General features: G+C 48.8%; 18 protein-coding genes and 1 pseudogene. 9 read left to right on the forward strand and 10 right to left on the reverse strand.

What is annotated here, in order from left to right:
- Positions 1-660 precede the first annotated feature (660 nt).
- Positions 661-1323, reverse strand: coding sequence for a hypothetical protein (locus tag C7433_RS20595; RefSeq protein WP_233255808.1), 663 nt, complete (start codon positions 1321-1323; stop codon positions 661-663).
- A gap of 1476 nt (positions 1324-2799) precedes the next feature.
- Between C7433_RS20595 and repA the strand changes: the two genes are divergently transcribed.
- Positions 2800-3819: a plasmid replication initiator RepA gene (gene repA / locus C7433_RS20610; RefSeq protein WP_019106777.1), complete on the forward strand. Its 1020-nt coding sequence runs from the start codon at positions 2800-2802 to the stop codon at positions 3817-3819.
- Between the two features lie 1629 nt (positions 3820-5448).
- On the opposite strand, the gene C7433_RS20625 is transcribed toward repA, so the two are convergent.
- From C7433_RS20625 to C7433_RS20645, 3 genes and pseudogenes are all read right to left on the reverse strand, one after another.
- Positions 5449-7386: a methyl-accepting chemotaxis protein gene (locus C7433_RS20625; RefSeq protein ID WP_014606782.1), complete on the reverse strand. Its 1938-nt coding sequence runs from the start codon at positions 7384-7386 to the stop codon at positions 5449-5451.
- A gap of 505 nt (positions 7387-7891) precedes the next feature.
- Positions 7892-8290 (reverse strand): annotated as a pseudogene (locus tag C7433_RS23780) (transposase); the annotation flags it as partial.
- 203 nt (positions 8291-8493) lie between these two features.
- Positions 8494-10056 carry a DUF4041 domain-containing protein gene (locus tag C7433_RS20645; protein ID WP_019105487.1) on the reverse strand — a complete coding sequence of 521 codons (1563 nt, stop codon included), beginning with the start codon at positions 10054-10056 and terminating at the stop codon, positions 8494-8496.
- Positions 10057-10504: 448 nt separating this feature from the next.
- Between C7433_RS20645 and C7433_RS20650 the strand changes: the two genes are divergently transcribed.
- Positions 10505-11068: a YbhB/YbcL family Raf kinase inhibitor-like protein gene (locus C7433_RS20650; RefSeq protein WP_019105488.1), complete on the forward strand. Its 564-nt coding sequence runs from the start codon at positions 10505-10507 to the stop codon at positions 11066-11068.
- 13 nt (positions 11069-11081) lie between these two features.
- Here the strand turns inward: C7433_RS20650 and C7433_RS20655 are convergent, their stop codons facing one another.
- From C7433_RS20655 to C7433_RS20665, 3 genes are all read right to left on the reverse strand, one after another.
- On the reverse strand, positions 11082-11909 hold the full coding sequence (locus C7433_RS20655; RefSeq protein ID WP_110268827.1) for a helix-turn-helix transcriptional regulator: 828 nt from the start codon (positions 11907-11909) through the stop codon (positions 11082-11084).
- Positions 11910-11969: 60 nt separating this feature from the next.
- Positions 11970-12809, reverse strand: coding sequence for a fumarylacetoacetate hydrolase family protein (locus tag C7433_RS20660; RefSeq protein ID WP_019105490.1), 840 nt, complete (start codon positions 12807-12809; stop codon positions 11970-11972).
- A 91-nt stretch (positions 12810-12900) separates the two neighbouring features.
- A complete protein-coding gene (locus tag C7433_RS20665; RefSeq protein ID WP_110268828.1) occupies positions 12901-13830 on the reverse strand; it encodes an L-dopachrome tautomerase-related protein in 930 nt (309 codons plus the stop codon).
- Positions 13831-13934: 104 nt separating this feature from the next.
- On the opposite strand from C7433_RS20665, the gene C7433_RS20670 reads away from it, so the two are divergent.
- From C7433_RS20670 to C7433_RS20685, 4 genes are all read left to right on the forward strand, one after another.
- The gene (locus C7433_RS20670; protein WP_019105491.1) at positions 13935-14627 is read left to right on the forward strand and encodes a GntR family transcriptional regulator; all 693 of its coding nucleotides are present in this window, start codon (positions 13935-13937) and stop codon (positions 14625-14627) included.
- 93 nt (positions 14628-14720) lie between these two features.
- On the forward strand, positions 14721-14882 hold the full coding sequence (locus C7433_RS23785; protein WP_019105492.1) for a hypothetical protein: 162 nt from the start codon (positions 14721-14723) through the stop codon (positions 14880-14882).
- 19 nt (positions 14883-14901) lie between these two features.
- Positions 14902-15045, forward strand: a complete 144-nt coding sequence (locus C7433_RS23665; RefSeq protein ID WP_157179224.1) for a hypothetical protein — start codon at positions 14902-14904, stop codon at positions 15043-15045.
- A 912-nt stretch (positions 15046-15957) separates the two neighbouring features.
- On the forward strand, positions 15958-16542 hold the full coding sequence (locus C7433_RS20685; RefSeq protein ID WP_019105494.1) for a helix-turn-helix domain-containing protein: 585 nt from the start codon (positions 15958-15960) through the stop codon (positions 16540-16542).
- 19 nt (positions 16543-16561) lie between these two features.
- On the opposite strand, the gene C7433_RS20690 is transcribed toward C7433_RS20685, so the two are convergent.
- A complete protein-coding gene (locus C7433_RS20690; protein WP_072403885.1) occupies positions 16562-17005 on the reverse strand; it encodes an acetyltransferase in 444 nt (147 codons plus the stop codon).
- A gap of 256 nt (positions 17006-17261) precedes the next feature.
- Between C7433_RS20690 and C7433_RS20695 the strand changes: the two genes are divergently transcribed.
- The 3 genes from C7433_RS20695 (at position 17262) to C7433_RS20705 (ending at position 20194) form a co-directional block, all read left to right on the forward strand.
- Positions 17262-17864 (forward strand): site-specific integrase, encoded by a 603-nt coding sequence (locus C7433_RS20695; protein ID WP_072403886.1) that lies wholly within the window; start codon positions 17262-17264, stop codon positions 17862-17864.
- A gap of 446 nt (positions 17865-18310) precedes the next feature.
- Positions 18311-18826, forward strand: a complete 516-nt coding sequence (locus C7433_RS20700) for an N-acetyltransferase (protein WP_019105496.1) — start codon at positions 18311-18313, stop codon at positions 18824-18826.
- 192 nt (positions 18827-19018) lie between these two features.
- Positions 19019-20194, forward strand: coding sequence for an alginate lyase family protein (locus C7433_RS20705; protein WP_026020973.1), 1176 nt, complete (start codon positions 19019-19021; stop codon positions 20192-20194).
- Between the two features lie 280 nt (positions 20195-20474).
- On the opposite strand, the gene C7433_RS20710 is transcribed toward C7433_RS20705, so the two are convergent.
- Together C7433_RS20710 and C7433_RS20715 are read right to left on the reverse strand one after the other, a co-directional pair.
- On the reverse strand, positions 20475-20840 hold the full coding sequence (locus C7433_RS20710; RefSeq protein ID WP_019105499.1) for a helix-turn-helix domain-containing protein: 366 nt from the start codon (positions 20838-20840) through the stop codon (positions 20475-20477).
- A gap of 45 nt (positions 20841-20885) precedes the next feature.
- On the reverse strand, positions 20886-21668 hold the full coding sequence (locus tag C7433_RS20715) for a MipA/OmpV family protein (RefSeq protein WP_019105500.1): 783 nt from the start codon (positions 21666-21668) through the stop codon (positions 20886-20888).

Raw genomic sequence — 21668 nt, forward strand, 5'->3', positions numbered from 1 at the left:
GCGCGGTAATGGACAAAAAATGCAGTTTTTTGGCTATTATCTGGCAGCGTGTGAACCTCCTGATAAATACCATGTAGCCAAACAAACGTGTGGTTACGTCCTGTCGCGATGGAGCGGCAATATGGGAGGTGTCCATGTTACTGGTCATTGAACTAAACGGAGCTGAATTTGTGAACGATAGCTGTGCCTATCGCATAATCTTCAGCGGGAAATATATCTCTGTAGTCTGGGCGTTCTAATCAGATTAAGAAGGGGCTTATGCCCCTTTTTTTTCGCGCTGATAAAGATTTATGGGTATGGGGAATTGTTGGCGTTCTGGTCATGATCGTCGCAGCGCACTTCACCCTGAACGGGCTACATCTGGTCTTTTGCAAATTATTCATCACATGATTATTGCCTGTCGGGCAGGACATAAAGCCTGTGTGTATGGTTCACGTCATCATGCTCAGACGCACAATAACTGCCGGTGATTACTTTTACTTGCAGAGCTTTTATGTCGCAGAAACATCCATCGGGCCGGGCTCGGCAGAGCTCTCATCTTTCCTCTTTTAAAATCTGGCCCGGTAAAGTTATGGTGGTAATTCACTGTAACTGGAAACAGGTGCTGCACATGTCGGCTGTACAATCAATTAAAGACTACTGGTGTATACTTAGATTCTGTCAGCCAGGTTTAGGATAGCTGCAATTCAGAATTGAACTAAAATCCTCTGAAACAAAGGTAAAATAGCTCTCTGGAGGAGAGTATTCATTAATTTTTTTGCTGGCTACTGAAATTTGCCAGTCACAGAAAGCGGCCCAGGACCATGCTGAAAAAGTTGTTAAAAATAGTACAACTGACGTGGATAGTTCTATACCATCATGTAGCTGATAACTTCTGTATATATTAAAGCAGTTAAACAGCAGTAAACAAAATATCACCAATGGCAGGAACCATTTGTGATATTTTCGAGGGCATATCTTCCCGTCAATAACTTTGTACATACCCTGATAGCGAAGAACCGCCCTCAAAAACGGAACCAGCGCCGGTGGGTTAATTGCATATAGGCATATGATTTTAATTGATAGTTCTCTGTTTCTGAGTAAGCCGAATGACTCGAGGAGAAGCTGTTGTTCAGCGTTGATAAGGGGATCTGACATTGGCTTAGCAGATTTCCTGAGCCATTTGACGGCTTTAATCTGCGCAGAGGATGGCCGTGAGAAAAAATCTCTACGATGAAATTCCATATACTTTTTTGCAATAGTAACGATAATGGCAATCACAGCAGTGAAAACGCCGTTGATACTAAAAAGTTCTTTCAATATTTCTGTCACTGTTGCCATCATCAGTCTTGTCCATTTCCATTGAAGTTCTGAGGCGATACTATCTATTTTTTTGAGAAAACAGAAACAACTTAAAAACAATGGAAATATATGGTCCAGTCCTTATTAAAAAAACATTTTTATAATGCTACTGACCAGATAGTCCAACGTTCAGGAACTTTTACCCTGTCTGTTACATCGATTACCTCAACGCTCAGGCGACGCCATTCCGGCTCAGTAGTCATGGGCGGGGTGAGTAAACGGCATTCCTGACGGAACACCGCATTGATGCAGCCCGTGAAACCATCATGATTCAATCCCGAAAGGGGGTTGAAGGCTGAAGGCGAAAAAAGAGCTGACAGCCCGGTAAAGCTGTCGGCGTAAATTAACCAGTACCATTTTTTCTTTTAGGTAAGTCCGCGTTCAGAGACAGTTATCGTCTCGCTTATCCCTGACTTTAGTATTTTTCAGCCTTCATCCCTCCCGGACGGGGGCCGGACTTACTGCACCGCCTTAGAGAGAAACCAGAAAAAACATGCACCTGCAAAAAAGACGTTTTTGGATGCAAAAAGGTTACGAAATTTAACATCAGGCTGGATCTGAGATTTTTCTGAGGGTATGATTTTCGGACGATCGTGTGGCGCGATCGTAACGATCCTTTTCGGCGGGCTGTGGCGGTCTGCAGAAGAGGAGAGCACAAACCTCCGTGACCGAACATGCGCGGCCGCGGGGGCCACCGACTATCCGGATGGGACGTATCCGTAAAACGTCCAGGGTCAGAATCCGGCGTGCCCGGATTCTGAATGCAAAAACCCCCTGATTCTGTCTTCAACTTTGGCGGGCTGGATTCAGAAATCAGGGGGTCAAAAGCAGGCACAGGCCTGTGAAGGATTATATCGCATGCAATTCATAAGACAACCCCTGTCCGCCATAAGTCCGGGACAGGGTGAATGACAGGACACTAATCGGGAATATGTGCCCGACTCTGCACGCAGGTGAGTGCCCACATGGCGACCATTCTGCTGTCAGCAACCATTTCGTACCGTTATTCACTCCCCCGGCGACCGTCATCCGGCCGCGGCTCTGCCGCCAGCTGGTGAAGAAAGCCCGGCTTCTGACGTCCGGTAGTGGCCTCTCGCTGAGGGTGTTTTGTGCTAAAGCGGTGGGTAAGTTTAAAAGGATGCCCCGGAAGGAACGCCTTACGTCCATGGGGGTACTGCTGGAATGGCTGTGTTTTTATTATGATCCTGTCTCGAATTCCGTTCAGCGCTCCTTCAGAGAGATGGTCATGGAGTGCGCGTTCACCGGTCGCCGGCAGGCTGACCGTGCGCTTCAGACGCTGGAAGATATTGAATATATCGTTCGCGGAAGTGATGCGGACGGGCTGTTACACATTTTCTTCACCCCTTCCCTGTTTAAGGCCCTCAGAATCAGGCCTGACCATCTCCGGGCGGCCCGCCTCAAGGCTGAGCGTGTGCAGCGGAAAAGGGGGATGCCGTCATGAAACAGCGCACCCCTGTTCGTCACTGGAGTCAGCTCAGTACGGAAGAACAGATACGTTTCTGGCAGGGCGTCGATGCCGGTGAAACGTCCTCGTTTCTCGTCCCCGTCGTACCCCGTAAGACCCGGCGCGTAAGGGGCGAACACTCCACGCACGCAAAATGCGAAAATCCGCGGTGGTTCCGGCCGGCGCGCTACAAACCGGTAGGTGGCCAGATTGGCTACCTTTACAATCGCCTGGTGAAAACCGATCCGGAAACCGGCCTCAGCGAACTGCGCATGCGGATGTCGCTGCACCCTTACTACCTGATGAACCGCCAGAAGGCGGGGCGTAAAAACCATTTCAAACCGGAAAAAGCCCGGCTGCTGGATACCACCTGGCCGGTTCTGATCAGTTTCTGCGACAAGGGCAAACATTCTGTCGGCATGTGCACGTCGCGGCTGGCTCAGGAGGTCAGTCCGAAAGACGAACACGGCAACGTCATTCCGGAGACGGCCGTCACGGTAAGCCGCATGTCCCGCCTGATTAGCGAACAGGTCCGGTATGGCGTTCTTGCGGTGTCGGAAGAAAAAATGTGGGACCGCGCGTCCGGGCAGTGGCTGCCGAAGTATGTCTGGATAACCGATGCCGGCTTCCGGATGCTGGGCGCGGACATGGCCAGACTCGCAAAGGAGCAGGAAAAGGCGTTGCGCAGGAGCGAGGAGCGCCGGCAGATGATAGCGGAAGGGCTGATGAGGGAGGATGAAGACATCTCGCCACAGGCCGCCCGCCGTCGCTGGTACGACCGCAGGAGGATCGAGTCGCTGAAATACCGTCGTCAGCAGGGGGCGATGCGTAAGCGGGCTAACCGGCTGAGCAGCCATCCACGCGACGTTCAGGTGTTTGAGATGATGAAACACCTGCGTAAAACGCTGCCCGCAGGCGAGCTGCTGTACTGCACGGATGAGCGTCTTGAGAAGCTGGCCATCCGGCAGCTCTTCCAGATGCAGCTGTTTGAGGCACACGACACCCACGTCTGACGCGTAACTCCTGACATCCAGGCCATGCCCCTTAACCGGGGCTTTTGCCGTGGTTTCTTTTCAGGATCCGGCCACGTCTTCTCCATTATTCCCGTTTCATGCCGGCCACGACGTCGTTCATGCGCCGGTAGCGCGCGCAAAACCCCGTCGCCGTCCTTTTATTCACAGAAATCCGCAATGGGATAACCTCAGAAAGCAGCAAACGGATATCAGATAATCTGCAAAACATTCGTAAACACTGTTTTAAGGTCTTCCGATAAACCCGGAATGATCTCTGTCACCCGCGACACTGTGGATAAGTGGAAAAGGCCTTCGCTTGCAGCGGCCGCAGGCGTCCGCGCCGCTCAGAATCTGAAGTAGTTCCCGCTGACGCGGGCCCCAAACCCAAATATTTTAGTTACAGCATACATTAATTCACTGTAAACAGCACCGGCGCAGTCCTGCACACTGAGTGCCCCTCCAGGCAGGGACCGGAGCCGGACCTGAAAACCCATCGCCCCCACTGACCAGCCCCGGCCGCCCGGCCCGAAGGGCCGGAACTGCAGTGGCTGATTAATGGGTGTTGTAACTAATGGCTTTCGTGTCGCTGTGAGTGGAGTTGCTGCAGGGTACAGTGAACACGCCCGTAAGCGGCCCTAACGGCCCGCTGACGCGGAGATACGCCCCGACTGCGGCTTCGCCTTGTCGTGACCACTCCGACGGCGTACAGTGACTTTCATGCGGCGGTAAGCGGGTTTAGCTTTGCAGCTACCGTGTTAAGTTCCATAACTTTCGCTGAAAGTTTCAATTAACACCCCCCTAAGCGTCAGCAGCAAGCTGCCGACGCCAAGGCCCCGGAAATCACGCCCTTCACGTCGCAAGCGCCGTGAAGCCCGCTCACCGGGGTTAAAAGGGGTTACCTGAATTTCTTCATTGCTGAAAGCCCGCAAGGTTGTTCAGGTAAAGGTGGGGAATGGCACGATTTATACGTCTGTAACCGGCTACGCCGGGCGTACGGCGCCGTTAAGCTTCTCAGCCATCTTTTACGTCATCTGGCGCCTTCATGCCGCTGAAGCGGCATTCTGAATACGGCTCTCACTTTAGGGGTTAATTCAAATTAAAACGTCCGCTTTGTGCCAAAAGCGGACGTTGCTTGCATCATGGAATGTTAGTTTACCGGGAGCAGGTCAGCGCCTCTATGCAGCTAACCCCGCATCTAATGATTTTCTGCATATCGCCATTTTCAAATTTGAAGTCTGATTTATGAAACTGCGTAGTAAGAGATTTGACTGAATGGCCGGATGGCGCGGGTGCAGAACAGCGCCCCAGGGGGAAGGTGTAACGCGCCGTCCGGCACGAGAGGAATTATGAAGGCCATCTGCAATAGAAACAACTTTAAAGAGGAACGCGTTGCAGGTTGCATAACGGATGTTATGAGCGTAGCTCATATGGGCAATTGGGGGGTAATGCCAAATATTTCAACAGGCGTTTAATTAGTCCACCGGGCCTTTAAGTGCAAAAGTATAGCTTTATCATGGTTTTAAATGAGATAAGCCATCCCTGAAGATGGCTTATCAAATGCAAATACAGACGCAGTTTTGTAAAAATGTTGCCGCATTAAATGGCACACAACCAAAGTATTTGAACCAATTATACAGCGTTTGTGCGGAATACGCTGACAGCATCCCTCAGGCTTGCGGCCCGGCTTGCAAGTTCATCAGCAGATGATGCAGACTCTTCAACCAGTACGGCATTCTGCTGCGTAACCTGATCCATCTGTGTCACCGCAATATTTATCTGAGATATGCCCGCACTTTGTTCTTCAGAAGAAGATGCAATCTCTCTGACTAATTGAGATGTTTGCTCAATAGCTTCCACGCTTTGCTTAACTTTTTCACCGGCATCCCGGGCCATCGAAATTCCCTGTTCGGCATGCTCAACTGACTGCTCAATCAGTCCTTTGATCTCCTTCGCCGCTCCAGCCGATCGCTGTGCCAGTGCCCTGACTTCAGATGCAACAACAGCAAAGCCCTTGCCGTGCTCACCTGCCCGGGCAGCTTCAACGGCTGCATTTAAAGCAAGAATATTCGTCTGAAACGCTATCCCGTCAATAACGGAGATGATTTCTTTAATCTGCCCCGCACTGTTGCTTATTTTTTCCATTGAATCCAGTACTGACTCCATCGCCTCACCGCCTCTTAAGGCCGCACTGGTAGCGGAGTTGGCCATTTCAGCAGCATGGCGCGTGTTATCTGCATTATTGCCGATAATTGACGATAACTGCTCCATACTGGCCGCAGTCTCAGCCAGAGAGGCTGCCTGTTGTTCAGTTCGCGCAGAAAGATCACCATTTCCGCGAGCAATTTCTTCAGATGAGGTAGCGATAGTGGCAGCGTTGCTTTTGATGTTTTCAACCGTAAGTGTAAGTCTTTGACTCATTTGCAGTAATGCCTTGAGCAGCCCGGCAGTTTCATTACGTCCTGTCACCGTAAATGTTGACGTAAGGTCACCACCTGCGACTTCAAGCGCCAGCTTTGATGCTACATTGACAGGTCTGGTAACGGAGCGAATGATAACCAGAGCGAAAATTACTGCCAACAGGACGATAAAAACAAGAACGGTCAGTAGTGCATATTGTGCATACCGGTGTTCCTTAATCTGCCCATTCAGCATTTCATTCAGTTCATTACCTCCGGCAATGGCGTAGTCGCTGAATTTGTTAATAGCGTGCGTAAAGAGCGCTGCATAGTCCTTCGGGTTCTGATTCGTCATGCTCCGGTTAATGAAAATCGCTTCAGCGGTTTTGAGAGCACTTTTTGCCTCCTCAACGGCTGCATCTGCATTTGCGCTAAATTTTTGCTTAAGTGTGTTATCAGATAAAAATAGTTTTTCAGAATCCTGAGCAAATAAATTCAGGTTATACGAACCATTACTGATTAAAGACTCCATACGGACAGAGTCTGCTTCACTTATGGTTTCATTTCGGGCAAGAAGTGACGTGCCGAATGCACGTATTTTCCCAAGGCTTTCGGTTAGCTCAGGCAATGATGAAAAATTACTCGTAATTAAACGGTACGTGTTGATATCTGAATCAAGTGAAAGGCCGTAAAAATCCAGCACATCACGGTTCGCGTTCAAAAGGTTGCGGATGAGGAGGGCATGCGCATCAAGGCTGGCTGTCAGAGTCAGTTGTGAAGAATCGATTCTCTGCTGTAGCTGGCTCCACTGTGTGCGCACATCATTGATTTTGCTGATTATGGCAGCGCTGCCTTCTGTCTTGGCCATATCTTTGGTAATAACATCAGTGATGTTTTCAATTTCATCTCTGACCTGAACGCGGGACGGTGTTGCTGGATTTTTGGTTGCAATGGCAAGGGCGGTTTCTGCACGATGGCGCTGTATCAAATTGAGCAGGGCTAAAATCTTATTTTCTACGGGTACACCTGTTACCTCTCGTTGCTTATCCTGAATGTATTTATTACCTTCGGACACAAAAAGCATGGTAGGAACTGAGAACAGAACAAGGGAAAACAGGCCCAGAATGGCAAATTTGGCGGTAAGACTTATATTGTTTAGAATCTTATTCATTTATAATTCCTGGTGAATTAGTTCGTTTTAGTGACAATTGCAAAAGATACATTTGCAAAGCACCTTAACCTTTTTATCGGTTATTCCTTCATTAACTTTATACCGCATTGTTGATTTACTGCTTTACGGAATAAACTTTTAGTAACGTTAAATAAAGCACTTAAGCTAAATAATCATTTTTTCTCGGGATGAAGTTCTGTTCGCAGCGGCATTAGCCATTGCTGGATTTTCATCTGAGAATTTTTACTGAGATTTGAATGAGTCGGCTGAACTAAATGCGGTTCGCGCACATGTATTATTAATATGTCGCCGAAGGACGTTGTCTCGGGGGTGTAAGGTGAAGCAAAACTATCTGACCTGGCAGGCGCTTTGATCGCTGCGAGTGACCTGCTCCCCGTTGATTCACTCATAACGCTATTAGCAATGTCCGCTTCTCGCTCATAGCGGACTCTGCCCGGTTGCCCTCATGAGCGATTCTGTCAGTAAAGTGCCAACTCAACCTGAGTCAGGTATTCAGCGCAGCACGGGGGCCTCCGTCATTGTAAGCAGTTCCCGTCTTCAGTACGCCATAACACCAGTGAACCAGTTCTCGCATCAGTGCACCAATGGCCACCATCTTGGGTTTTCCCCGCAGGCACATTTCCTCGTAAATGTTACGCATACGTTTGTTATGAATCTTTCCGCACAGAGCTGACATTTAAAGCTTTGCTCTCAGCTGAGGTAGGCCGATTTTAGACATGCGTGGGCGTCCACGAACCGAGGTGCCGGAACGCTTCTCCACAGGTACCACGCCCAGAAAAGCCGCCGCCTGGTCTGCTGATTTAAAGTGATGGCTGCGGAGCACAACCAGTATGTGCATACCCAGCAGAGGCCCGACATATTTAATCAACGTCAGCAGCGCATATCCACTGATGCATTATTCGGTGTCGCAAGGACTTATTGGGGGCCGCTTGGAAAAAACGCTTCTTCATGGGGATGTCCTCATGTGGCTTATGAAGACATTACTCACATCGCGGTGTGTTAATCAACGGGGAGCAGGTCATTTCCTCTCCGTTACTAGCTAAACGAAAAAACTTGCCTTTTAGGCAGTTTTTTTCGTACCGGGGATTAAATAGCTTCTGCAAAGCGTAGCTGTTTCTTCTCAACTTCAACCGGCATCGCAAGAGCGTCAGCCTTTTGTTTCCGCATTGCCACCGTCTCATGATAGTGCTGTGCGGTCGCCGTCTCAATGAAGTCCACATCATCACCCGCCACATCAAATACGGCTGCTTTAATGTCTTCCAGACTAACGTTAAAGAATTCTTTGCGTCTGTTGATGAGGTTAGTGCGATTTTCAGCGAAATGCTGGTGCAGGGCATATTCCATTGCCGGTGCATCTTCACTGTGGATCATTGCATGGATATCAAATAGGAACGGCACCGATGCACTACCCAGCTCGTCAACACGGTCTTGAGGGTCAAGGCGGCGTGTCATGCCAATTTTAAAGACATTCTCACCAAAAGAGCCGATGTTAGAGATAACGTAAACGTGGCCCCGCTTGGTCTGTTGCGCCATGCTCAGGGCTTTTAGTCCTTTCAACTCGGCTTCGGTCAGCGCCTCTTGAAGGGAATCGATCTTCTCCTGATACTTTTCGGCCTGAGCGGCGGTCATTTTCGCCAGTTTTTCATTCATTTCTTTCCGAGCTTTATCCAGGGCTTTCTGGGCGCGGCGTTCTTCTTCTTCAGCCTCACGAATAGCACGGTCGATCTCAGCCTGGGCTTTGCGTTCCTCGGCCATCTGGACGCGGATTTCGCGTTGTTCTTCTTTTTCTTCCTGCTTTTTGGCCCGGTATTCATAGGTTAAACGCAGTTCGGTCAGCTTTAGATCCAATAAGGCATGATTAATGTGGATCTGGTTTACTTCATTGAGCTTGTTCAATACTTCAAAAGCTTTGTAGATGCGCGATTCCATGGTGTTGATGTTTTTAAAAGTGACGTTGGCAATGGCCGCATCACATTCACCGTTAAAGGCGCGGGCAGTCATGTTTATGCCTCGCGTGGTCATTTTATTCCCTTCGGCCTTTGAACCACTTACCGTCCATTCTGTGGTGCAATAAATGGCCCCAAAAGTGGTTTTGTTGCGAAACAAATCTTTCTGCTGCTGCCGATTGCTACGGATAGATATCTGGAACAATTCCGACGTATCGAAATCGAAATGCGGCGCGTAGAAGCCCATTTCAGCAAAATCCATATCTTCTTTGTAGATAGAAAGCGCAGACTCCAGCTCGTCATACGTGATTTTCTTACTGGCGTAAGAAGCGCGCAGGGTTTGGATCTGTTCTTCAATTTCGACTTTTTTTGCGAGCTGCAGGGCAACGGTTTGCTGAGTCTCATTACTCAGTTTTTCGGCAGCCGTGCGGGCATCTTCTAAGACCGCATTGGCTAAGTCAGTAATAAACTTCGCGTCTGTTTCGCTTACTGAAATTGTGGTGGCTGCTTCCGTCTTTGCTTGAGTCACGATGCGCGCCGCTTCATCTTCAGCATCAATAATGACTGCATAACGCGCCAGCTGTGCTGCCTTATCGGTAGAATCCGCCCTTGCTGTTTTCAATTTCTTCGCGGTAACAAGTAGGGCGGCTAAAATGCCCACAAAAGCGATAGCCCCTGCGATGGAGTAATACATAATATTCATTGAGGATAACCTTGGTGAGTGCTTTTACCGGCGCACCCGACTACTGCGGGGGAATCTGGCTCCAGCATTTTCTCAGCAATTTTATTAGTGACATTCCAAAGATTTTGCTATTTCTGACAATCATCACCAGTTGGTGGTAAGCCTTCAGTGTAATGAGAAAAATCCTATGGCGGAAGTGATTATGCTCGAATGATGACCTGGTCCCCGTTAATTAACCCATATCAATGTCAATAATGCCTTCAGCAGTGCTTAGAGCTACTGCGTACTTCCGCTTCTAGCTCGTAGCGGACTTCTTAGGCATGTTATTGGTTTATGGAAGAGGCGCTAAGCAGGTCGTCACAGAATCATTTCAAATGAGCGTACTGGGACAGTCTTTGACTGTTTCAGGAGCGAAACCTTGTCCTGCAGTGACTAAAATCAGGGGCAACAAACCTTCTGGAGATGCCCAATGTCAAAATTTCCACTTCCGGTGGCCGGTACACTGTGCCTGGCTATGCTCAGCCAGTCAGCCCTGGCTGCTGGTTTCACTCTTACCAGTAAAGAACTAGGTGCAGGTCGTTTCAGTAATTCTCAGCTGCTCAGTGAGCCTTACGGATTCGGCTGTGCCGGCGAAAATAAATCACCTTCCTTTATATGGTCAGGCGCACCAGCCGGAACAAAAAGTTTCGCGCTACAGATCTACGACCGTGACGCACCAACAGGTATGGGCTGGGTTCACTGGCAGGTAGTAAATATTCCTGCTGATGCAACATCACTCCCGGCGGACGTCGCTAAAGATAACAGCGGTCTTCCAAAAGGCGCCGTTCAGACGCGCACTGATTTTGGCGTGCCAGGATACGGTGGGCCATGCCCTCCAAAAGGCCAGACGCATCGTTATGTAGTCACGCTGACTGCGCTAAAGGTTGATAAACTGCCGAATATTACGGCTGATTCAACCCCGGCAATGGTCGGTTTCATGACCAAAGCCAATGCGCTGGGAGAAGCAAATATTCGTATCATCCAGGGCAGGTAGCATACGACACGGGTCAGGCAGGAATTAGCTGCTCAGCATTTTTCAACGTCCGGACCTGACCCGGACAAAATCCAAAACGGTTACGGAAGCGCGCTGAAAATTTTGACGGGCTGACGTAACCCACTTCATAGGCTATTTGCGTGACTGACAGGTCAGTGACCTGAAGTAATGTCAGCGCACGGCACATGCGTACATCAGCAATAAGCTGTGAAAAAGAGGTCTTTTCTGCCGTAAGCCTGCGTCTGAGCGTCGCTTCTGACATGCCGAGCTGACAGGATACTTCATTAATATTCCATCCATGTGAGACATCTGCAGAAATGATTTTTCTGATTTTGTTCCCGATTCCGGCCCGCTGAAAATAACCGAAGCAGAGGCCGTATTCATCCAGCCAACTGAGCATTTCCCGCATGCGCACCACGGCAATCGCTTCAGGAATATCTGCCGGATCCGTAAACACCTCCCGGGTATGATAAAAAGCGCGGCGGAAACTTTCGCTGGCACCTTCTAATTTATGCACGCCGGTGACTGGAGCAGCATTGCAGTTAGTACGGGTATAATTTTTGACAAGACTGGTGTTAAAACTGAGCCAGTCAGCCTCATAATTGCCGCCTTTTGCCGGTATGTTGGTGATATCGAATGACTCTCCTTCACCCACAATGACCGCCTCTCCGGGGTTAATGACCAGCTCCTTCTCCCCCGTGCGAATGCATTTACTTCCCTGACGAACCAGTATGACAGTGGGTTCATCAATAATAATATTTCGCGCAAGCAGCGGCTGAACCTGAAGAACGTGCGCGGTGCTGCCGATACCGGCCCTGAATGAGATATTCCTTTCTGCCATCCTGCCTCCCGTAAAGAAACCAACATCATGCCGGTCTCATCGTCTGTCAAGATTGCTGGGTCAACGTTTCAGGATCTGATTCTGATAGCCCAGTTTTTCCACATGAATACGAATGGTGTCGCCCTCCCTGAGCCAGACCGGTTCGGGTTTCATACCAAGACCGACGCCGTCTGGCGTGCCTGTGGCAATAACATCCCCGGGCATAAGCGTCATGTAGTGGCTTACATAAGAGACTATCTCTGCAACGCTGAAAATCATCTGCGAGGTGTGGCTGTCCTGTCGTCTTTCACCGTTAACCTCAAGCCAGATAGCAAGATTCTGCGGATCGCTCACTTCATCCCGCGTGACGATATAAGGTCCCATCGGGCCAAATGTGTCGCAACTTTTGGCCTTATCCCACTGTGACGACTGAAACTGAAAGCCGCGGTCAGATACATCGTTCACAATGCAGTAGCCTGCTACGTGCTCCAGCGCATCCTCCTTACTGACCTGCTTTGCCTTTCGGGCCATAACGATTCCCAGCTCGGCTTCCCAGTCGAGTTTGGTTGAATGCGGGGGAATGATGATGTCATCGTCAGGGCCATTGATGCAGCTTGGTGCCTTGAAAAACACAACCGGCTCATCAGGTATGGGTAGACTGGCTTCAAGGGCATGGTCGCGGTAGTTCAGGCCGATGGCCACAAATTTTGAAACGGTGCTGAGCGGGGGCCCCAGCCGTGGGCTGCCCGGGACGACCGGAAGGCGTAAAATATCTTCCTCACTTTGGAGCGATTCGAGGATGACCGGGAGCGTCAGAGGGGTCACATCGCCGACAATACCGGACAGGTCACGTAGCTGATTGTTACTGTCCATCACACCGGGTTTTTCAAAGCCGGCGTCACCATAACGACAAATTTTCATACATACCTCAAAGCGTAATCAGACGGGATAGCTGTAAACAGCCCAGGGGAGTTGTACCTTGTCCTCTCCACCCGAGAACATAGGGATGCGGTTAAGCTGAGTGGACGGAAAATAAACGCGGCTGTCCGGGCCGACGGAAAGGGCGATGGGCCAGACAATACGCGCATCCCGGATGAGGGGGGGTGCTCTCTCCGGCGGGATTCATGACAGAAATGCCGTTGTTTTCCGCATCACTCAGGTAGATATTTCCGGCTTTGTCGCGGCACATGCCTGCAATCCAGGTACCGATCTCTTTATAAACTGAAACCCCGGCAGCGATTTCGTCTTCACTCCGGGCGAAATCGGTGATGAGGTTCAGATCGACCTGGAAAATGCGGGCACCAAACAGACACATGAAGAGCAGCGTCTGGTTGTTCTGATGAATTTCCAGCAGGTCGTTATGGATATACATGGGCTGTCCGTTCTGAAGCGTCACTTTTCGTCCTTCAATAACAGGCACATCTTCGGCGTGACAGCGCATCAGCGGGTGACCCGCCAGAATTCTTCGGTATGAATTATCGCGCAGGTCAATGACATAAAATGACCCTTCCCGCGACTCGGCCATGATGGCGTAATGCTTCCAGAAGCGGATATGTGCGAGCCGGGTACCTGCATGTGCATCTTCAGGCCTGAATGCCAGCGTTCTTCGGGTTTCACCAGTGGTGATATCCAGCTCCGCGCCTTCAATAGCATCGCTGAAATCAGGCGCTGCGGCATCAAGAACCCACAGGCTTCCACGCCCGTCGTTGAAAATGCTGTTCACGTCGACGAAGTGTTTCAGAGAATCGTCCTGGCCGCTCCAGTTGTTCCACTCATTGCCAGGAAAAGGTTTCCAGCTGCCGTCTTTCAGTATTTCCACCACGCCTGGCGTGGGTCCGGTCCAGCCAGGCATGCTCGCAAACAGCCGCCCGCATTCCGTTGTCACCACGCCGTTCCATAAAAAGTTATCTGAAGTAGAGACCTCATGAAGCTGAGCCGTCATAATATGCTCCTAAAGATGATTCACCGCTGTAAAATAGATTTTATTGTATAAAAATCTATTTTATACATGGTAATTGATTTTAATCAAAGGGCACTGTTATCTCTATGAATGAAAGCCTCGCTTCCAGAGAAAGCCTCACCCAGACGACATACTCCCGTCTGCGCGATGCTCTGCTTTCCTGCCAGCTCGTCCCGGGCACTCGTGTGAACACTAAAGAGCTTGCCGAAACGCTGGACACCAACGTTGGTGCCATTCGTGAAGCGCTGTCCCGCCTGACGTCAGAAAACCTCGTAATCGCTGAACCGCAGAAAGGATTTCGCGTTACGCCTGTCTCTCTTGCTGATTTGCTTGACCTGACTGCCACCCGGAAGCTGATTGAGTGCGAATGCCTCAGTGAATCCCTGGCTAACGGGGATGTAAACTGGGAGGGGGAAATTCTTTCGGCGTTTCATCTCCTGGCACGCTACGGTAACGGGAAGGATGAACACCCCGGAACGCCGGAGTGGAACCGGCGTCATAACCGGTTTCACGATGCCCTGACGTCCGCCTGTCCGAACACCTGGCTGCTTCGTATGCAACGCATGCTTTTTATTCAGAACGAACGCTACCGCATACTTTCCGTCAATCTGACGCGCGGAGAGAGAGACCTGAATGCGGAACACAAAGCACTGATGGAGGCCGCACTCGACAGAAACACCGGACAGGTAAAACAGCTCATGCAGGAGCATATTCAGAAAACCACTGACGTTATCGTGAAACTGTTTGATGACTACGGTGCACTGACACTGCACGAATAACTGAGCGATACGGGGCAGGGTTTGCACGTTTCTGGCGGGTGAACCCTGACAAATTCATCCAGACTCATAAGGTTTTTAAAAAAAGGAACCCTTATGAAAAAGAAATACCTCTCTGGATGCCTGTTAGCGTTATTTGCCGTTAATGGCTGGGCCGCGCAGTCTTATGTGCTGGACGAAGTCCACCTTATCGACGGTTCGGGAAAGCCTCCGCAGGAACACATGCGTATCGTCGTTAGAGGGCAAAAAAATCAGTGAGGTCGGGCACGTGGCCTCTATGGCCATTCCTAAAGATGCCGATGTGAAAAACTACACGGGGAAATCCGCCCTACCCGGATTGATTTCCGACCACGCCCACCTGGCGCAGTATCAGGGAGTTACGCCTTCACCGGATGCGTATACCCGCGAAAAAAATTATTAACCAGCTCATGACTTACCAGAAATACGGTGTGACGACCGTGATGTCTCTTGGCGTTGACGATGAGTTTCTGAAACTGATGAAGGAACACGGGACGGTTTATATTCCAACGCTTGGGGGGATGAGTCTTTTTATCTTTTCGCCGAACAGCCTGAACTGCTTAAAACGCCTGAAGTCAGTCGGGCCCTTAACCCGGAGCAGCGTAAACTTTTCAGCAGCCAAGCATGGGCGCAGAAGCAATTGTCGAGCCCGGCTTACAAAACATTGAAAGCAGGCTTTGAAACGAATATGAAAAATACTTTCACTGTTTATAAAAGCGGACTTCGTCTGGGATCCGGAACAGACTCAGGCGCTAACCCCATGCGTATTCCGGGCTTTGTAGAGCATCACGAGCTGGCTTAACTGGTCCGTGCGGGCCTGACGCGTTACAAGCACTTTATCTTGCTACACGTTCGCAGCAGATACGCTGAGTCTAAATGACAGAGGAACGGTTGAAGCGGGTAAAAGAGCGGATTTGATTATCGTGAGCGGATAAACGATGTGTACCACAAGGTGGATTTAGAAGATGTTTTTTCGACGTGGATCACGCAACTATCGAAGATTAATAAGTGAATGACTTTTAGCGCCTGAACTCCGTTTGAAGGGGTGTGCCACATCACCAGTCAGTTTTCAGACTTGGTATTAATAAAGGCTGAATGTCCGCTCCTCGCTCATAGCGGACCTTCAGTTCAGTCAGCAAGTCCGCTCTGTGCCAGAAGCGGACATTATCGTTGCAACTCATGCTCAAATGATGGCGTGTGTTCTCAAAGACGAAAGCCCACCACTGGATGCCGGATTTTTTCAAACTTACAAAATCAATTATTCCAGCCTAATTTATGTAATGGCATAATCAGGCTGGAAAAAGTGAGGGTGAAAATGGATAAAACATCTAAAAATCAAATAGTAGATAGCGACATTGCACGTTTATTGCTTAAACACAGAAAGGCTCGCAACTTGACTGTAACTGAGCTTGCTCAACGATCTGGCGTCAGTCAGGCTATGATCAGCAAGGTTGAACGTGGTACTTCTAGCCCCAGTGCTACGATACTCAGTCGTTTAGCTAACGCGATGAATATTACGCTATCAAAGCTTTTCACAGAGCTTGAACTCCACCAGAACTCACTTGTTCTCTTTGCCGATCAGCAACAGCATTGGACGGATGAGCAATCAGGCATTACCCGCTGGTCTCTATCCCCGGCAGGGGCCTGCCCGGAACTTATAAGAGTTGAAATTCCTGCAATGGGTGAGCTGACGATACCCGCTTCCGCGAATGAACATCTTTCCGGGCAAACACTTTGGATGCTGAGTGGCAGCCTTGATTTTCGAGTCAATCATCAGACCCATCATTTACAAGCCGGTGACTGTCTCGCCCTTACCTTTTCAAGCGAGTACCAAATGAGCAATCCTGATAGTGAGCAGAGCTGTTCTTACATCGTCGCTTTTAGCCAAAAAGGTCAATGATATTTCCCTGCCACAACGGTTACATCTTATTCGCTATTCTTAAATGCAACAGGGGGTATGGCCTTCCCTGATTATCCCGCTCGGAACGTCCTGATACCTGAAAACCCATATGCTGATAAAACTCTACAGCCTGCTGGTTCTGTTCATTTACATCGACGCTTAAATCTGGATGCAGCTCCAGTGCATGTGAAACTAACCGTTTGCCGACGCCAAGTCCGCGAGCAGAAGCATCCACAAAAAGTGCCTCCAGATGACCATCATGCAAAAACATGAATCCCAGTGGTTGATCAGCCTGATTTGTTGCAACCCATACAGGCGTTTCTGAAAAAAAGCCGACAACCTCTTTTTTGATTTCTTGTCGGTCTGACGCCGTCAGAAAATCGTGCGTAGCATCTACTGAACTCTTCCAAATTTGTATAATTTCTGATGCTTCAGAGGGCCGTGACATTCTGATTGCTAACATTTTTCAACCTTAAAGTGATTTTAGCTGGTGCATTAAAGTACAAGAAAAGCCCACTTAAATTTACTATAGTGAAATTAAATTCACAATAGTGATTTTATGGTTATATCTTTTATTCATCATAAGTAGTGTTAACACTCTGCCTGACTTGAACCTTTTCATCATCTGCGACAAAGACCCTGACTTTTACACAAACGTCCGCTTCTCGCTCATGAGGGACAGCCATACTCAGATCACCCACATTTCAGGAGATTTGAGTATGAACACATCACCGTGGAACAAAGACCGTATCATCGGCCAAAAAAGACCACTTCAGATATCTCATATCTGGGGGATCCGAATCAGGCTTGAACTGGGAGGTAAAACGCGCGATTTGGCTCTGTTCAATATGGCCCTGGATAGTAAGCTTCGAGGCTGTGATCTGGTAAAACTCAAAGTATCTGATGTTGCATATGGTAGCTCTGTTTCAAGCAGAGCTACGGTGCTACAACAGAAAACCGGTAGCCCTGTCCAATTTGAGATAACCAAAGGGACAAGAGAGGCTGTTTCTGCATTGATAAAGCTTGGCAATTTACGCAGTAAAGACTACCTGTTCCGATCTCGGGTCGGTATTAACCAACACATATCACCCCGGCAATACAACCGAATTTTTCATGGGTGGGTAGCAAAAATTGGTCTCGAAGATTCTCTTTACAGTACACATTCCATGAGAAGAACAAAACCTTACCTGATCTACAAGAAAACTAAGAATCTTCGTGTGATTCAACTCCTGTTAGGTCATAAGAAACTGGAAAGCACGGTCCGTTATCTGGGTATTGAAGTCGATGATGCGTTAGAGATTTCTGAATCGATTGAAGTCTAAGTTTGTCAGGGCTGCAACAGCAGCCCTGTGCCAGAAGCGGACATTGCTAACATTCTATCTGCATCAACCATTTGGGAGTAGGACCCAGCTTCATTACACTTCCTCAACCTATGAACTTTTTGAGGGGCATTTAAATAGATATTGAATTCCTGACCTGCTCCCCATTAATCAACACGCTGCAATGTTGGTAACGTGACTGTTTGGCTACTAGAACAACTGCGAACTTCCGCTCCTCGCTCATAGCAGACATATCTAAATTGCTTAATTGAACGAGCTAACATCTGATAAGCGTGGGATTGACCTAATCGTTCGCTATCAGACATGATCTAAATGATACTTATGGTGTGTCTGTGGAGCTAACTCAGCAACTTGACCTGATTGTTAAGGGCTGTACTGATGCTAAACCCTGCCTCAGCTATGGGTTTTTTAAGTTAAAAGGAGTAAACATGGAAGTAACGGTAGAAATGTGTCCGCCGGATGAATGGGAATCCATGGTAAAAATTTTTACCGAAATGGAAGAGCACTACTATGGTAAGGGCTTCATTCAGGAACCACTGTTGAAGAATTACCTCTGCAATCGACTGTTCAGTCAGCTCTCCGGTACACTGGTGCTCAGGGCTCGCTGCGACGCTCTTATCGTTGGGCTGGCGTGTTGCAGTATTCTCTATCCTTCTCCCCGATACAGTGGCCAGCTACACATCAAAGAGCTTAATGTCTCCCAAAGTGAGAGAGGTAAAGGCACAGGGGAATCCATAATGCGCTTTATGGCAAAACTCGCTCTAGAGCATGAGTGTCGTAGCCTTAGCTGGAACGCCGAGAAATCAAACGCCGAAGCAAACCGTTTTTATCAGTATTTAGGGGGCAAAATAAATAACGATGTTGTGAATTATTATCTTCATGGTGAACTCCTTAGTAAACTGGCCTCAGACAGTTCGGCAGAGCCTGGCAACTGCACTGATTAGGCTATCGCATTGATTTGGCTTGCCAGGAAGGCAAAGAAAACCTGCAGAATGTTGATGCCGTATCCATTATGTGCCATAAGCTGGCGTTGCTAACTTCGGCATGAAATAATTTGCGGGTTAGCATGTCAAGGAAGATGTGGGTTTCAGCTGTGTTTCGTTCGCTCAACACAATAACGGGATAAATGAGCAAACATGATGAAAAGTATAAAAGCGATTATTACGGCCATGTTCTTTTTTGGACTTTCACCTTTGTGTTTTTCTGAAAATGGTTCCTTTATCCATCCTGGTGCATTAAACACGGCTGTTGACTTCAGAAAAATAGCTCTCGAAGTCAAAGAAGGGCACCAGCCCTGGTCTTCAGATTTTGCGTTATTACGTACTAATACTCATGACTCACCTGACTACACACCTCATCCCGTCGCTGCTATTTATCGGGGCACAGCAGCAGGTCACCCAAAAGAAAATTACTCGCTCCTCTTCAATGATGCCGCAGCCGCATATGCTTTAGCTCTGGACTGGCGAGTGAGCGGAGACAACTCACGCGCAGAGCGTGCCGTTTATATACTCACTCAGTGGGCGAATAAACTACGCTCCGTTGACGGAACATCAGATAAATTTCTCGCGGCCGGACTCTACGGCTACCAGCTTGCTGTAGCAGCCGAAACGCTTCGAGGGTCATCCGCTTTCTCAATCTCTCAGCAGAAGGCGGTCAGAAATATGCTGATTACGGTGTTTGCACCCATGAACGTCGATTTTCTGGAACATCATAACGGCGCAAAGACGGACCATTACTGGGCAAACTGGGACCTGTCTAATACCGCTTCACTGATGGCTGTTGGTATCTATGCAGACCGAAAAGATTTTTACGAAAAGGCTCGTGACTACTATCTCGATGGAAACGGTAACGGCGCGCTCAAAAACGCTGCATGGAAAGTTTATCCTGGCGGGCTTGTCCAGTGGCAGGAGAGCGGGCGTGATCAGGCGCACACGCTGCTCGGCATTGGTCTGGCAGGGACCATCTGTCAGCTGGCCTGGAACCAGGGTGACGACCTGTTTGGAGCCTATAATAATCGCCTGCTCGGGGCGGCCCGCTTCGTAGCCAGATATAATTCAGGAAACAGCGTACCTTATTCGATTTACCATAACAGTGACGTAACTCAGTCAGTTATTTCCGGTGTAGCCCGCGGAGAAAAAAGGCCCGTATGGGCACTGTTCTACGGCCATTATGTACAGGTTATGCATCTCAGCGCGCCGGAGATGAAGGCGGCGATAATGAATGAAGGCAATGAAGGCGGTGGTGGTAATTATGGCCCGAACAGTGGTGGGTATGACCAGCTGGGTTATGGAACTTTAACTTTTCTACATTGATATCCAGGGGGTGTTATTGCTCCCGGTTAATGCTTATACCAAAAATGGAGTCATACAGCGTTCAGATATCAGAACTACGGTAATCTCCAAAGTACATTCATTAGTCAAGGTTCATCAGCCTGAAACAGAGCACTTTCTTTAAACAGAATTCGAAATGGATAATGCATATGGAGATGCTCAAGCGAATGAGCGCTGATCAAGTAAGGGCTGTAACAGCAGCCCTTAGGGATACCAAATGTTCAGCGTTCAGTTTTTTAACAAAAAATACGATGAAGACCCGCTAAAGCAACTCAGAGAGAGTTGTTTTAGAATCCCTAATCGAGGGGATTGCCTGACGGTATCTGGCTGGCGAAATACCATAATGACGCGTAAAGGCACGAGTGAAGGTTTGTTGAGACTCAAAGTGGTATTTCTCAGCAATGTCAGCAATTCTTTCGTTAGTGCAAATTAGCTCAGATGCAGCCGACTTCATTTTTTCATCTCTGATTAAAACCCCTATACTTCTTCCTGTGTACTTTTTAAAGTGCCGGTTAAGGTACCATTTTGTATAACCAGATTTACAGGCCACATCGGCAACCGTAATTTGCTTATCAGCATGTCCTTTTATCCAGGTAAGCAGAGTGTCAATAAGCTTTTTATCGGCCATATATTCTCCGTCATTCATCCAGCACTGAGTTCACTACCTTTAGATTCAGAAGGTATAGGTAATGGCCATCACACCCATCACCTGGTCGCGTCGAAATACGATCGGGCTGTCTGCAGCGTGGTCTCCCAGCCATGTGTAACCTGCCGTTATGGCACTTCCCCAGTGATCGTCGAACTGATGCCCCCATGTAACCGTGGTCGCTACGCCATAAAATCCACCTGGCGCGTTATAACGGGAATAACCAGTTCGGGAACTCTGCTGCCCACTGACACCGTAAAAGGTATTCATATATCGTCCATCGCCAAAAAGTGCTGCAGACTGTATGGCTAAAGTGTCAGCTTTGTTTTGTACCGGTAGGAATGTCAGCGAAGTCTGATAATTAACTCCCTGACTGTCGCTCACTGGCAAGGTCGCTTTGCCCTCAATGACCATCCACGGCGTCACAGACCAGCCTAGTGCCAGTGCAGTATTGACGGAGGCTTTTATATTGCCCATTCCCCTCAGCTTGTCAGAGCCATCACGCCAGTCCGAATCACGGTCAGCACGACCCATTCCCCAGCCTAAGGTATGCTCCAGATAGAGTCCGTTATCACTCTGAATGTCATAGCCAAGACCTTTTTGAGAATCGAAGAAGAGTGCACCTTTACGCGCCTGCAGGAAAGGCACAGGCTGCAGGCGCATTTTGTCAGAGCCACTATACCGGGGAGCATACTGACCTCCTGCGCCGACAGTAACGCCATCCTGCGATACGCTGTCATCTGAATGCGCGTATGAAGTGAAAAGCAGAGCCAGTCCGGCCATATACAGCGAGCTTGTTTTACCTATCAT

It is taken from the genome of Pantoea sp. PNA 03-3 (assembly GCF_003201175.1).
GTDB classification, from domain to species: domain Bacteria; phylum Pseudomonadota; class Gammaproteobacteria; order Enterobacterales; family Enterobacteriaceae; genus Pantoea; species Pantoea stewartii.